We start from the raw sequence: 13,208 nt of genomic DNA on the forward strand, positions 1-13,208 counted from the left end.
TCACCCGCCGCGGCTGGCCCGGAGCAGGACCTTCGCGGCATCAGTGTGGCGATAGAGGACGTGCCGACCCTGTCGGGACCGGGAGACCAGGCCGGCGGCGTGCAGGGCGGCCAGGTGCTGGGAGACGTTTCCGGCGGACATCCCGGTGAGTCGGGCCAGGTCGGTGGTGGTCGTCGCCATGTCGAGCAGGTGCAGCAGCGCGGCCCGGCCGGGGCCGACCACGCGTGCCAGCGGGTCACCGGGCGGCGTCGCGGTCGCCTCCCAGAGCGTCCCGACCGCCCGGACCGGGTACGCCCCGGCCGGCACCGAGTCCTCCAGCAGGTTCCACAGCACCCTCCGGTCGGTGAACACGCCCGGATTCAGCGCCAGCCCGCGATCGCGGAGGTCGAAGTCCCGCTTGAACGGGTCGTCGGTGACCACCCGGTCGCCGAGCCAGCGCAGGCTCGGGTGGAGCTGCTCGAACAGCCGACCGGCACCGCCTTCGGCGAGCTGAGCGGCGCGGTACGCCACGTCGGCGTCGAGCAGCGCGCGCATCCGCAGCCAGTCCGGGGCGATCGCCTCGTCGTACCAGACCCGCACCGCGCCGATGAGCTGCGGCAGCAGCCCACGAGGATCGGCGAGCAGCGCCCGCCCGAACGGGCTCAACGGTCGGCTCGGGGTGGTCGCCAGCAGATCCCGGACCACCACGTCCGGCGGCGTCGCCGCGATCTGGTCGAGTTGCTCGGCCATCTCCATGTTCGGCCGGGCCGCCGGGGTGAGGAAGTCGGGCAGCCAGCAACGCGGCCGGGTCAGCTCCACCAGCGGTCGGACCCGGCGGGCCACCTCTGGACGACGCAACGTCACCCGGGCCCGGTCGATCCAGGGCAGGTGCACCGCGTAGCGGACCGGGCTGGCCAGTGCCCACATGCTCATGACCGTCTCGTTGGCCGGCGACACGGCGAGCCGCACTCCCGCGACGTCGGCCAGGCTGAACCGCAACTCGGACACACGCACCCCCGGGCTCAGGATTCGGTCCAGCCTAAAAGACTCGACCGGGCCCGTGGGGGCACGCTTCACTCACCGGTCATGGGGGCCAGAGACACCATCCGCACCGCCGTCCGAAACGTCGTACCGCCGGCTGGGCTGACCCGCGCCCTGGCGGTGCAGGCCATGGTCGGCGCCGTCGGCGGCGGCCTGTTCCAGGCCGGCAGCGCCGTCTTCTTCACCCGGGCGCTCGGGCTCAGCGCCGCCCAGGTCGGGCTGGGGCTGTCCATCGCGGCGGGGGTGTCGCTGCTGGGTACGGTGCCGCTGGGCGGACTCACCGACAGGTACGGACCGCAGCGGGTCTGGATTTTCGGGCTGGTGCTGGACGCGGCGCTCTTCGCGACCTACCCGTTCGTGGGCGGCTTCGCCGGTTTTCTCGCCGTGGTGATGGCGCTGGCCGCCGTGGACGCCGCGACCGGGGTGGCCCGGCAGGTTTACTCGATCAACGCACTCCCCCCGGCCGAACGGGTCACCGCGATGGCGTACCAGCGCTCGTCGCTGAACGTCGGATTCGGGCTGGGTGCGGTGATCAGCGGCCTGGTGCTGGCGGTGGACACGATGGCGACGTACCGGGGGATGGTCTGGTTCATCGCGGCGGTGTTCCTGGTGACAGCTCTCTTCGTACGGCGACTGCCCCGGCTGCCCCAGACGACTCGGCCGGTGGAGCCGATGGGCCGGCTCGCCGTGCTCCGGGACCGCCCGTTCATGGCGGTGTCCCTGCTCTCCGGGCTGCTCACCGCGCACCAGACGCTCTACCTGACGGTGCTGCCGCTCTGGATCCTCACCCACACCGACGCCCCGAAGACGGTGATCGCCGGGCTGGTCCTGCTCAACACGGTCCTGATCGTGCTGCTCCAGGTACGCGCCAGCCGGGACGCCGACACTGCGCCGGGCGCGGCCCGGGCCTCCCGCCGGGGTGCCCTACTGATAGCCCTGTTCTGTCTGGTCCTGCCGATCTCCGGGGTGACCCGGGGCGCGCTCACCCTGGTCGTATTGGTGTCGGCCGCGACGCTACTGATCCTGGCCGAGCTGATCGAGTCGGCGGGCACCTGGGGGCTCACCGCCACCCTGCCGCCGGCCGCACAGCGCGGCGCGTACGTGGGGGCGTTCCGGCTCGGCACGCAGGTGCAGTACCTGATCGCGCCGGCGGGGTTGACCGCGCTCGGGGTGACGACCGGCGGGTGGGGCTGGATACCGGCGGCAGCGATCTTCGCGCTGGTCGGGCTGGCGATCGTACCCGTGGTGGGCTGGGCCGAACGGACGCCGCGACTGAGTGCCGTGGCCCCCGAGCAGGTCATGACCCCGGTCCCATAATCCGGACCTACCTTCCCGCTCCTCGCCGCATCACGTACGGTTACTTGGTCATGTGGCGGGCGCTTCTCCTCCTTAGCCGCCGCGACGAGGCCTGACCGGCCGGCACCTCGTCGCGGAGTCGCATCGCGCCGTCCAGCACATCCGAACTTCTTCTCGGCACCGCCGCGCACCGTCGCCCGGCATCTCGCCGACACCTTCCGATCTGCTGACGCCACATGTTCCAGGGAGCACTCTGAGATGGCTCAACCTGTCACCGACGCTGAGACCGATCCGATCGCCCGGCAAAGCCCGAGCCGGATGCCGTACCACCGCTACCAGCCCTACCGCGAGCAGTTCCGGGTCGACCTGCCGGACCGCACCTGGCCCACCCGGCACGTCGACGCCGCGCCGCGCTGGTGCGCCGTGGACCTGCGGGACGGCAACCAGGCCCTGATCGACCCGATGTCGCCCGAGCGCAAGCGCCGGATGTTCCAGCTGCTGGTCCAGATGGGCTACAAGGAGATCGAGGTCGGCTTCCCGTCGGCCAGCCAGACCGACTTCGACTTCGTCCGGCAGCTCATCGAGCAGGACATGATCCCGGACGACGTCACCATCCAGGTGCTCACCCAGTGCCGGGAGCACCTGATCGAGCGCACGTTCGAGTCGCTGCGCGGTGCGAAGCGGGCGATCGTGCACTTCTACAACTCGACCTCCACCCTCCAGCGTCGGGTGGTCTTCGGCCTGGACCGGGACGGCATCACCGACATCGCCACCTCCGGCGCCCGGCTCTGCCAGAAGTACGCCGAAATCCACACCCCGGACACGGACATCCACTACGAGTACTCGCCGGAGTCGTACACGGGCACCGAGCTGGAGTACGCGGTGGAGGTCTGCGCCCGGGTCATCGACGTGATCGACCCGACGCCCGACCGGAAGCTGATCATCAACCTGCCGGCCACCGTCGAGATGGCGACGCCGAACGTGTACGCCGACTCGATCGAGTGGATGCACCGGCACCTGCCGCGCCGGGACAGCCTGGTGCTCAGCCTGCACCCGCACAACGACCGGGGCACCGGCGTGGCCGCCGCCGAGCTGGGCCTGCTCGCCGGCGCGGACCGGATCGAGGGCTGCCTGTTCGGCAACGGCGAGCGCACCGGCAACGTGGACCTGGTGACGCTGGGGCTCAACCTCTTCTCCCAGGGCATCGACCCGATGATCGACTTCTCGAACATCGACGAGGTCCGGCGGGCCGTGGAGTACTGCAACCAGCTGCCGGTGCACGAACGCCACCCGTACGCCGGCGACCTGGTCTACACCGCCTTCTCCGGCTCCCACCAGGACGCGATCAAGAAGGGCTTCGACGCCCTCACCGCCGACGCGGCGGCTGCCGGCGTACCGGTGGACGAGCACACCTGGGCGGTCCCCTACCTGCCGATCGACCCGAAGGACCTGGGCCGCACCTACGAGGCGGTCATCCGGGTCAACTCGCAGTCCGGCAAGGGCGGCGTCGCGTACATCATGAAGAGCGAGCACCAGCTGGACCTGCCCCGCCGGCTCCAGATCGAGTTCTCCGGCGTGGTGCAGCAGGTCACCGACCACGACGGCGGCGAGGTCGACCCGGCCGCCATGTGGGAGATCTTCGCGACGCACTACCTGCTCGACCACCAGCCCGACCCGGCCGTACGCCTGGCCGGCTACACGATCAGCACCACCGACGGCAAGGTCGAGATCGAGGCTCAGGTCGGCGTGGGCGCCGAGCAGCGTTCGCTCGCCGCGGTCGGCAACGGCCCGATCGACGCGTACGTCAACGCGCTCCAGTCGGTCGGGGTGGGCGTCCGGGTGCTCGACTACCACGAGCACGCGCTCTCCTCCGGCGGGGACGCGCAGGCCGCCGCGTACGTGGAGTGCGAGGTGGACGGCCGGGCGGTCTGGGGCGTGGGCACCGACGCCAACATCGTCACCGCCTCGATCAAGGCGGTCACCAGCGCCGTCAACCGCGCCCGCGGCTGAACGCACCCTCCGGACGTCGAAGTGTAAGGAAGGGCCCCTTATTAACGCCTGGCGTTAATAAGGGGCCCTTCCTTACTTCGGGGGTGTGGCGGCGGGCAGCGAGTGGCAGGGCTGCGACGGCGGGGCCGCGCGGGGCGGCCGGTGGACCAGGACGAGGGCCAGCACCGCGCCGGTCAGCAGCAGGCCGGCGCACCAGGTCATCGCGCCCCGGAACGCGTGCGTCAGGTCGGCCTTCTGCTCGTACCCGCCGCCGGAGAGGCCGACCAGCAGCGGCAGCGCGGCCACCGCGAGCAGGCCGCCCGCCCGGGACGCGGCGTTGTTGAAACCGCTGGCCACCCCGGAGAACCGGTCCTCCAGGGCGGCCAGCACCGACGCGGTCAACGGCGCCACCACCAGGGTCAGCCCGAGACCGAAGAGCAGCACCCCGGGCAGCACGTCCCGCCAGTACGACGCGCCCGGGCCGACGCCGCGCAGCAACAGCAGACCGACGGCCGCCACCGCCGGTCCGACGGCCAGCGGCAGCCGCGGGCCGATCCGCGCCGACAGCGCGCCGGCCCGGGCGGAGCCGATCAGCAGCAGCACCGTCATCGGCAGCAGCGCGATCCCGGTGCGGAAGGCCGACCACTCGACCACGTTCTGCAGGTAGACGGCGAAGAAAAAGGTGAAGCCGCTGAGCGCGGCGTAGACCACCACGGTGAAGATGTTCAGCACCGAGAAGAGCCGGCTGCTGAACAGCCCGGTGGGCAGCATCGCGGTGTCTGCGCGCCGCCGTTCCAGCAGCACGAAGGCCACCGCGGCTAGCACACCGACCAGTGCCGCGACCACCACCACGGCCGAGTCGAAGCCGCGCGCCGGCGCGTCGATCAGGGCGTACGTGACGCCGGCGAGCGCGAGCGCGCCGAGCAGCGCCCCGGCCACGTCGAACCGGCGTCGGGTCCGGCCCGGTCCCACGGTCCGGGATGCTTTCTCGTCCCGGCTCTCCGGCACCCAGCGCAGGGCCGCCAGCAGTACCAGCACGGCGATCGGCAGGTTGAGGAAGAAGATCCACCGCCAGGACAGCGTGTCGATCAACCAGCCGCCGATGAACGGACCCAGTGCGGTGGACACGCCGGACAGCCCGGCCCAGGCGCCGATCGCCCGACCCCGGTCGTCCGGGTGGAAGCTGGCCTGGAGCACCGACAGCGATCCGGGGGTGAGCAGGGCCCCGCCGGCGCCCTGGAGGAACCGGGCCGCGATCAGCCAGCTGGTGCCCTGGGCAAGCCCACAGAGCACCGAGGCGGCGGTGAACCAGACCACCCCGGTCAGGAAGACCCGTCGCCGGCCGAAGCGGTCCCCGAGCGCGCCGCCGAGCAGCACGAACGCCGCCAGCATCAGCAGGTAGCCGTTGACGGTCCATTGCAGATCCGCCACGTTTGCGCCGAGGTCCTGGCCGAGCTTCGGCAGCGCCACGTTGACGACCGTGCTGTCCAGGAAGACCATGCCGGAGGCGAGCACGGTGGCGAGCAGGGTCCCCCGGCCGGCGGCGGTCCCCATCCGCAGTGCCGGCGCCGGTACGGGTGCGGTCATCCCACCAATCTGCCTTGCAGCATGTGGGAGACGCCACGAAACGCCGAAACCATCCCCGGGTACTGTGCGCAATCGCCGGGAGACCGCAAGCTGGAGAGGTGTCGTCTGTGCGTACCAGATCAGGACCGCGCGCGGCGGTGGCCGCGCTCGTCGCGTCGCTGGCGCTCGGCGTGGCCGGTTGCGTCCCGCCCGATGAGCCGGACACCGCGCCACCGGGTGGCGGCAGCAACGCCGTTGAGCAGTTGGGCCAGCTGACGGTCGCCAGCGCCGGCTCGATGAAGGGCTACAGCCGTGAGCACTTCCCGCACTGGCGGAACACCGGCAAGAACTGCGACGTGCGGGACACCATCCTGCAGCGCGACGGCAAGGACGTGAAGCTCTCCGGCTGCAATGTGGTCGGCGGGCGCTGGGAGAGCGTGTACGACGGTCGCAGCGCCACCGATCCCTCCGACGTGGACATCGACCACATGGTGCCGCTGGCCAACGCGTGGCGTTCGGGTGCCGACGAGTGGAACGACGCGAAGCGCGGCGATTTCGCCAACGACACGACGCGGCCTCAGCTCCTCGCGGTTTCCGCGTCCTCCAACCGGGCAAAGGGTGACCAGGACCCGTCCCAGTGGAAACCGGCGAACCGGTCGTACTGGTGCCAGTACGCCGAGAGCTGGGTGACGGTCAAGCACCACTGGCGGCTGACGGTGACCAGCGCCGAGAAGACCGCCCTGACCGAGATGTTGGAGGGCTGCACATGGGCGAACAAGCCGTGACGGGCGCTGGGGGAACCCCCGCCCCGGAGCAGACGCCGGACGCGGGCGGCGACGACGCGGCTGCGGCCGGCAGCGCGCCGGCCGGACCGGCGACCGCGGGCATGACCGTGGACGGCAGCACCGGCACCGCCGGCACGGTGCCCGGTGCGGGGATGAACGCGGACGGCCCCAACCCGCCCGACACCGCGACGCCGGGCGCCGGCATGGATGCGGACGCGGCCAGCGGCGCCACGCGTACCGCGGACATCGTCCCCGGGCCGGGCGGAGTGATGACCGACGAGGTGGGTGTGGTGACCGGGGAGCTGACACTGCGCACCAGCTACGCCGACGGCCGGGTCACGCTGAACGTGCAGTACAAGGACGCGGACGAGTGGTACGCGGTGACCGGCGGCTCGGTGCCGCTGCCCGACCCGGCGGGTCTCGACGCGGTGCACGGCGTCGCGGTGGCCCTGCTGCACCGTCCGGAGGGCTGAGCCCCACGCCGGGGCACGCCAGGCCGCAGTGCCCAGGGGCCGTCCTGTGACAGGACGGCCCCTGGCTGCGTCACGGGGTCGGGATCAGCTCGCCCGGCGGGTCGACCGGGCCGGTGCCCTCGGTCGGGCGGACCAGCTCCACCTCGACCTCGTGCGGCCGGATCCGGCCGGCGGCGATGTCCTCGGCGAAGTGGCAGGCCACCCGGTGCCCGCCGACCACGTCGCGTAGAGCCGGCCGCTCGTCCGCGCAGCGGGTCGGCTGCGCCCACGGGCACCGGGTGTGGAACCGGCAGCCCGACGGCGGGTTGGTCGGCGAGGGCAGGTCGCCGGCGAGGAGGATCCGCTCCCGACGATCCTCGACCACCGGGTCCGGTACCGGCACCGCGGACATCAGCGCCCGCGTGTACGGGTGCATCGGCTCGCGGTACAGGTCGTCGCTGGACGCCTCCTCCACCAGCCCGCCGAGGTACATGACGCCCACCGTGTCGGCGATGTGCCGGACCACCGCCAGGTCGTGAGCGATGATCAGGTACGTCAGGCCGCGCTCGTTCTGCAGGTCCTCCAGCAGGTTGAGCACCTGGGCCTGGATCGACACGTCCAGTGCGGAGACGGGCTCGTCGGCGACGATCAGGTCCGGGTCGAGCACCAGCGCCCGGGCGATGCCGATTCGCTGGCGTTGACCGCCGGAGAACTCGTGCGGGTACTTGCTCAGCGCCGACGCGGGCAGGCCGACCGCCTCCAGCGTCTCGCGCAGCCGCCGGTTCGTCTCGGCCTTGTCACCGGCCAGGCCGTGCGCCTTGAGCCCCTCGACCAGCAGCGATTCCACCGACTGGCGGGGGTCGAGACTGGACAGCGGATCCTGGAAGATCATCTGCATCCGGCGCCGGGCCTGACGCATCGACTCGCCCTTGAGCGAACGTACGTCGGTGCCGTCGAAAACGATCTCGCCGTCGGTCGGCTCGACCAGTCGCAGCAGGCCCCGGCCCAGCGTCGACTTGCCGCAGCCCGACTCGCCGACCAGGCCGTACGTCTCACCCGCCTGAATGCTCAGCGAGACGCCGTCCACCGCGTAGACGTACCCGACGGTGCGGTCGAAGAGCAGGCCGCTCTTGATCGGGAAGTGGACCTTGACGTCGCGCAGTTCGACCAGAGGTCCGGTCTGTTCGGTCATCGGACCGCCACCTCCTCGGAGACGGGGTTGTTGCAGCGGATGTCGCCGCCGGTGGCGGTGGGTTCGAGCGGCGGAGGCCCTTCCAGGCACGCGTCCACGACGTTGTCGCAGCGCGGCGCGAAGGCGCACCCCTCGGCCCACGGGATGTTGTCGGAGACCGACCCGCGGATCGCGTGGAGCCGCTCACCACGCGGTGAGTCGAGCCGGGGCACCGAGTTGAGCAGCCCGTGCGTGTACGGGTGCCGGGCGTGCGCGAACAGCTCGTGCCGTCGTGCCCGCTCGACCACCTTGCCGCCGTAGAGCACGTTGACCGTGTCGCAGAGGCCGGCCACCACGCCCAGATCGTGCGTGATCATGACGAGCGCGGTGCCGGTCTCATCGACCAGCTGCTTGAGCAGGGTGAGGATCTGCGCCTGGATGGTCACGTCGAGCGCGGTGGTCGGCTCGTCGGCGATCAGCAGCCGAGGCTTGCAGGCCAACGCGATGGCGATCAACGCGCGCTGGCGCATCCCGCCGGAGATCTGGTGCGGGTACTCGCTGAGCCGCCGCTGCGGATCCGGAATCCCGACCGCGTCGAGCAGCTCCCGCGCCTCCCGCAACGCCTGCTTGCGGTCCCGACCCTGGTGGCGCTCCAGCACCTCGGCGACCTGGATCCCGATCGGGATGACCGGGTTCAACGACGACAGTGGGTCCTGGAAGATCATGCTGATCTCCCGGCCGCGCCGGTCGCGCATGTCGTCCGGCCGCAGCTTCAGCAGGTCGGCGCCCTCGAAGAGCACCTCCCCGGTGACCTTGTTGCCCCGCTTGGGCAGCAGGCCCATGATCGCCAGGCTGGTCACGCTCTTGCCACAGCCGGATTCGCCGACCAGGCCGACGGTCTGGCCCGGCTCCACGGTGAAGCTGACCTTGTCGACGGCGGTGAAGGGCCGCTCGCCGCGTCGCTGGAACACCACGCTCAGGTCACGGACGTCGAGCAGGCTCATCGGGTCACTTCCTCACTGCACTGGCGCGGCGCTCGCGACTGCGGGTCCCGCAAGCTCACTCCTCGCGCTCGCCACTGGCGCTCGTTGGTCGTGCTGTTCACTCGCACCGCCGTCACCGCCGGTTCTTCGGGTCGATCGCCTCGCGCATCGCCTCGCCCAGCAGGGTGAAGCCGAGCGCGACCACGATGATCGCGAGCGCCGGGTAGTACGCCAGCTCCGGGCGGACCTCGAAGTAGCGCTGACCGTCCACGCCGAGCATCAGGCCCCACTCGGCCCGGTTGATGTCCGGGTCACCGAGGCCCAGGAAGGAGAGCGCCGCGGCGTCCAGGATGGCCACCGCGAAGGTCAGGGTGGCCTGCACGATCACCGCGGTCAGCGAGTTGGGCAGCATGTGCCGCAGCACGATGTTGCGCTGCTTGACGCCGAGCGCGCGGGCGGCGAGCACGTGGTCGCTCTCCCGCTGGGCCAGCATCGCGCCGCGCAGCAGTCGGGCGAAGATCGGCACGTTCACGATGGCCACCGCGAAGATGACCGTCCACTGGCTCGACCGGCTGGCCATCGCGACCAGGGTGATCGCGAGCAGCAGGCTGGGCAGGGCCAGCATCACGTCGGTCAGCCGCATCAGGACCACGTCGACCCAACCGCCGAAGGCACCGGCCATCGCGCCGAGCAGCACGCCGAGCGCGAGACCGATGAGGGTGGCGAGGACGCCGACGAAGAGCGTCTGCCGGGCACCGTAGATCATCCGGGACAGGAAGTCCCGGCCGAGCGGGTCGGAGCCGAACGGGAACTCGCCGCTGGCGCCCGGGATGGAATCCACGGTGAGGTTCCTGGTCAGCTCGTCGAAGCGCTGCACCGGGTCGTGTGGGGCGATCAGCGGAGCGAAGATCGCCACCAGGACGAACAGACCCACGATGCTGGCTCCGACGATCGCCACCGGGTTGCGTCGCAGCCGGCGCACGGCATCGCGGACGAGGCTGATTCCGCCCCGGTCGGCCGCGCTCGCCTGGGCCAGCTCATCCAGGCGGGCCTTCTTGCGGTCGCCGAGCAGGCCGATGCTGCGCTCGCTCATGCCGGGGCGTGGCTTGTCGTCCCCACTGCGGGGAGCCGGCGTGCCGGCCTGGGTGATCGGGTCACTCATCGCACACGCACCCTCGGGTCGATGAAGGCGTAGGAGAGGTCGACCAGCAGGTTGACCACCACGAAGACCATCGCGGCGAGCAGGATGATCGCCTGGAGCACCGGATAGTCCCGGCCGCCGCTGATCGAGTCGGTGATCAGCGTGCCGAGGCCGCCCCAGTTGTAGACCTTCTCGGTGAGCACCGCGCCGGAGAGCAGCGCACCGGTCTGCAGGCCGATGGTGGTGACCACCGGCAGCAGCGCGTTGCGCAGGATGTGCCGGCCGCGGATGGTGCGGTGCCGCAGGCCCTTCGCCTCGGCGGTCCGCACGTAGTCCTCGTTGAGCACGTCCAGCACGCTGGCACGGGTGATCCGCACGATCACCGCGAGCGGGATCGTGGCGAGCGTGATCGCCGGCAGGATCAGGTGCCACAGCGCGTCGGCGCTCGCGTCGAACTCCCGGGTGAGCAGGCCGTCGAGCACGAAGAAGCCGGTGACGTTGGTGTTGTCCAGACCCGTGGTGAGCCGTCCGGACGGCGGGAACCAGTGGATGTTCTGCGTGAAGACATCCTTGAGCAGGTAACCCAGGAAGAAGATCGGGATCGAGATGCCGAGCAGGGTGCCGGCAATGGTGAGATTGTCCAGGGAACGTCCCCGCCAGCGGGCAGCGAGGTAGCCGAGCGGCACCCCGAGGCCGACCGCGATGATCATCGCGGCGAGAGCCAGCTCGATCGTGGCCGGGAACGCACGGCTGATGACCTCGGTGACCGGGTCACCGGTCCGGATCGAGTTGCCGAAGTCGCCGGTGACGACCCGCTGCATGAACTTGCCGTACTGCACCAGGACCGGCTGGTCGTAGCCGAGGGCCTTGGTCAGCAGGGCGCGGCGTTCGGGCGTGCCCCGCTCGCCGAGGAGCGCCTCCACCGGGCCGCCGGGCAGATTCCGCAGCCAGATGAAGATCAGCGCCGACAGCGCTATCAGCGTCACCACCAGCTGTAGCAGGCGGCGGACTATGACTCGCAACATCTCTCACACACCAGACTCTCGATGATCGCGGAATCGGCCCGGACCGGGGAAGGAGCCCCGGACCGGGCCGATTCGCGCCTACGGCGTCAGCCGACGTACGTCACTTGGCGACGCTGACCGTGTTGAACCGCTCGTCGGTCAGCGGGCTGGCCACCAGGCCCTTGACATCCTTGGTGACGACGATGGCCGGCGGCGCGTGCCAGACCGGCACGGCCGGCAGCCACTTGGCGGCGATGTCCTTGTTGACCTGCTCCCAAGCCGCCTTCTTGCCCGCCTCGTCGACGGTGGCGTCGGCCTTGGTGATGGCCTCGAACATCTCGGTCATCGACTGGTCGCCGAACTCGGCCTTGCCGCGGCCGAAGAACGTGCCGACGAAGTTGCCCGGGTCGTTGTAGTCACCGGTCCAGCCGAGGATGTGCAGGTCGTGCTTGCCGAACTGCTGCACGTCGTCCTTGAAGCCACCGTTCCACGGGCGAGGCACACCGTTGACCTTGATGCCCACGGCCTGCAGGTCGTTGGCCAGGACGGTGAAGATCTCCTGCGGGTTCGGCATGTACGGCCGGGAGACGTCCGGCGGGTAGTAGAAGTTCAGCGTCAGACCCTCGGCGCCGGCCTCCTTGAGCAGCTGCTTCGCCTTGTCCGGGTTGTACTCGTACTTCTGCACGTCCGGGGCGTAGCCGAGCACGGTGTCCGGCATGAACTCGTCGGCGACCTTGGCGCCACCCGGGCCCTTGGTCTGCACCAGCTGCTGGCGGTTGAGCGCGTAGGCGATGGCCTGGCGCACCCGCAGGTCCTTCAGCTTCGGGTTCTTCTGGTTGATGCCCAGGTAGAGGACGTTGAACGCCGGGCGGTTGATGACCTGGAAGCCCTCACCCTCGAGCGCCGTGCGGTCGGCCGGGGCCGGGAAGTCGATGCCCTGGACGGTGCCGGCACGGAGCTCCTGCTTGCGGGTGCTCTCGTCCTTGATGACCTTGATGATCATCTTGTCCACCTTGGCCTTCTCGCCAAAGTAGTCCGGGTTCCGGTTCAGGGTGATCTCGTTCTTGGCCTTGTCCCAGCCACCGAAGGTGAACGGGCCGGTGCCCACCGGGTTGGTGGTGGCGAAGGCGCTGTACTCGAACGAGTCGCCGTTCTGCTTCACCGTGTTGGCGTCGTACTTCCCCAGCGCCTCGGGGCTCGCGATCGAGAGCGAGGTCAGCGCGAAGGCGCCCGGGAAGGCGCCCTTGTACTTGTTCAGGGTCAGGACGGCGGTCCCGTCGTCCTTGGCCTCGCACTTGTTGTAGATCGACTCGCCGGCGCCCTCGGCCTCGTTCTTCGCGAACCCGCCGAAGGTGTCCATGTAGTAGATCATCTGGGACTGGGCGGCAGCGCCCTTCATGTTGTACCAGCGGTCGAAGTTGAAGCAGACCGCAGCGGCGTTGAACGGCGTACCGTCGTGGAACTTCACGCCCTGGTGGAGCTTGAACGTCCAGACCTTGCCGTCCGGGTCGTGCTCCCAGCTCTCAGCCAGGCCGCCCTGCAGCTCCGCGGTGCCCGGCTTGTGGCTCACCAGGGTGTCGAACATCTGCCGGACCGGCCGGAACGACTCACCGTCATCGTTGAAGATCGGATCGAAGTTCTTCGGGTCACCGGCACCCGCGAAGATGAAGGTGCCGCCAGTCTTGGCCTCGCCACTGTCGCCGTCGCGCTCGCTCTCCGCGCAGCCGGCCGCGCCGACCGCCAGAGCGGCAACGGCCGCGATGGCCACAGCCGTTTTAAGCCTTCTCGCCTGCATCTCTCA

The 13,208-nt window shown here is 70.3% G+C and carries 11 protein-coding genes; 4 read left to right on the plus strand and 7 right to left on the minus strand.

Features of this window, described 5'->3' with window-relative positions; all coding sequences use genetic code 11:
- Entirely contained in the window at nucleotides 1-987 is a 987-nt protein-coding gene (locus tag ACWD5O_RS16990) for an ArsR/SmtB family transcription factor (RefSeq protein ID WP_354963366.1), read from the minus strand.
- Nucleotides 988-1,065: 78 nt separating this feature from the next.
- Between ACWD5O_RS16990 and ACWD5O_RS16995 the strand changes: the two genes are divergently transcribed.
- Nucleotides 1,066-2,337 carry an MFS transporter gene (locus tag ACWD5O_RS16995; RefSeq protein ID WP_354963365.1) on the plus strand — a complete coding sequence of 424 codons (1,272 nt, stop codon included), beginning with the start codon at nucleotides 1,066-1,068 and terminating at the stop codon, nucleotides 2,335-2,337.
- A gap of 237 nt (nucleotides 2,338-2,574) precedes the next feature.
- A complete protein-coding gene (leuA, locus tag ACWD5O_RS17000) occupies nucleotides 2,575-4,326 on the plus strand; it encodes a 2-isopropylmalate synthase (protein WP_354963364.1) in 1,752 nt (583 codons plus the stop codon).
- A gap of 72 nt (nucleotides 4,327-4,398) precedes the next feature.
- Here leuA and ACWD5O_RS17005 read toward each other — a convergent pair whose 3' ends face one another.
- Nucleotides 4,399-5,892 carry an MFS transporter gene (locus ACWD5O_RS17005; protein ID WP_354963363.1) on the minus strand — a complete coding sequence of 498 codons (1,494 nt, stop codon included), beginning with the start codon at nucleotides 5,890-5,892 and terminating at the stop codon, nucleotides 4,399-4,401.
- Between the two features lie 107 nt (nucleotides 5,893-5,999).
- Between ACWD5O_RS17005 and ACWD5O_RS17010 the strand changes: the two genes are divergently transcribed.
- Nucleotides 6,000-6,656 carry an HNH endonuclease family protein gene (locus ACWD5O_RS17010; RefSeq protein WP_354963362.1) on the plus strand — a complete coding sequence of 219 codons (657 nt, stop codon included), beginning with the start codon at nucleotides 6,000-6,002 and terminating at the stop codon, nucleotides 6,654-6,656.
- Entirely contained in the window at nucleotides 6,638-7,129 is a 492-nt protein-coding gene (locus tag ACWD5O_RS17015; RefSeq protein WP_354963361.1) for a hypothetical protein, read from the plus strand. Before ACWD5O_RS17010 ends, ACWD5O_RS17015 begins: the two co-directional genes overlap by 19 nt.
- Nucleotides 7,130-7,199: 70 nt before the next feature.
- On the opposite strand, the gene ACWD5O_RS17020 is transcribed toward ACWD5O_RS17015, so the two are convergent.
- The 5 genes from ACWD5O_RS17020 to ACWD5O_RS17040 form a co-directional block, all read right to left on the minus strand.
- On the minus strand, nucleotides 7,200-8,300 hold the full coding sequence (locus ACWD5O_RS17020) for an ABC transporter ATP-binding protein (protein WP_354963360.1): 1,101 nt from the start codon (nucleotides 8,298-8,300) through the stop codon (nucleotides 7,200-7,202).
- Entirely contained in the window at nucleotides 8,297-9,283 is a 987-nt protein-coding gene (locus ACWD5O_RS17025) for an ABC transporter ATP-binding protein (RefSeq protein WP_354963359.1), read from the minus strand. The genes ACWD5O_RS17020 and ACWD5O_RS17025 overlap by 4 nt, the downstream gene beginning before the upstream one ends.
- A 112-nt stretch (nucleotides 9,284-9,395) precedes the next feature.
- Nucleotides 9,396-10,355 carry an ABC transporter permease gene (locus tag ACWD5O_RS17030; RefSeq protein ID WP_354963657.1) on the minus strand — a complete coding sequence of 320 codons (960 nt, stop codon included), beginning with the start codon at nucleotides 10,353-10,355 and terminating at the stop codon, nucleotides 9,396-9,398.
- Nucleotides 10,356-10,420: 65 nt separating this feature from the next.
- Entirely contained in the window at nucleotides 10,421-11,428 is a 1,008-nt protein-coding gene (locus tag ACWD5O_RS17035; RefSeq protein ID WP_354963358.1) for an ABC transporter permease, read from the minus strand.
- Between the two features lie 100 nt (nucleotides 11,429-11,528).
- On the minus strand, nucleotides 11,529-13,202 hold the full coding sequence (locus tag ACWD5O_RS17040; protein WP_354963357.1) for an ABC transporter substrate-binding protein: 1,674 nt from the start codon (nucleotides 13,200-13,202) through the stop codon (nucleotides 11,529-11,531).
- Nucleotides 13,203-13,208 lie beyond the last annotated feature (6 nt).

The sequence above is a fragment of the Micromonospora sp. NPDC005161 genome (assembly GCF_053599855.1).

Coding starts and splice junctions, on each gene's coding strand:
- ACWD5O_RS17035 (WP_354963358.1), bottom strand. CDS start 11,428: ATGTTGCGAGTCATAGTCCGCCGCCTGCTACAGCTGGTGGTGACGCTG.
- ACWD5O_RS17030 (WP_354963657.1), bottom strand. CDS start 10,355: ATGAGCGAGCGCAGCATCGGCCTGCTCGGCGACCGCAAGAAGGCCCGC.
- ACWD5O_RS17040 (WP_354963357.1), bottom strand. CDS start 13,202: ATGCAGGCGAGAAGGCTTAAAACGGCTGTGGCCATCGCGGCCGTTGCC.
- ACWD5O_RS17015 (WP_354963361.1), top strand. CDS start 6,638: ATGGGCGAACAAGCCGTGACGGGCGCTGGGGGAACCCCCGCCCCGGAG.
- ACWD5O_RS17020 (WP_354963360.1), bottom strand. CDS start 8,300: ATGACCGAACAGACCGGACCTCTGGTCGAACTGCGCGACGTCAAGGTC.
- leuA (WP_354963364.1), top strand. CDS start 2,575: ATGGCTCAACCTGTCACCGACGCTGAGACCGATCCGATCGCCCGGCAA.
- ACWD5O_RS17025 (WP_354963359.1), bottom strand. CDS start 9,283: ATGAGCCTGCTCGACGTCCGTGACCTGAGCGTGGTGTTCCAGCGACGC.
- ACWD5O_RS16995 (WP_354963365.1), top strand. CDS start 1,066: ATGGGGGCCAGAGACACCATCCGCACCGCCGTCCGAAACGTCGTACCG.
- ACWD5O_RS17005 (WP_354963363.1), bottom strand. CDS start 5,892: ATGACCGCACCCGTACCGGCGCCGGCACTGCGGATGGGGACCGCCGCC.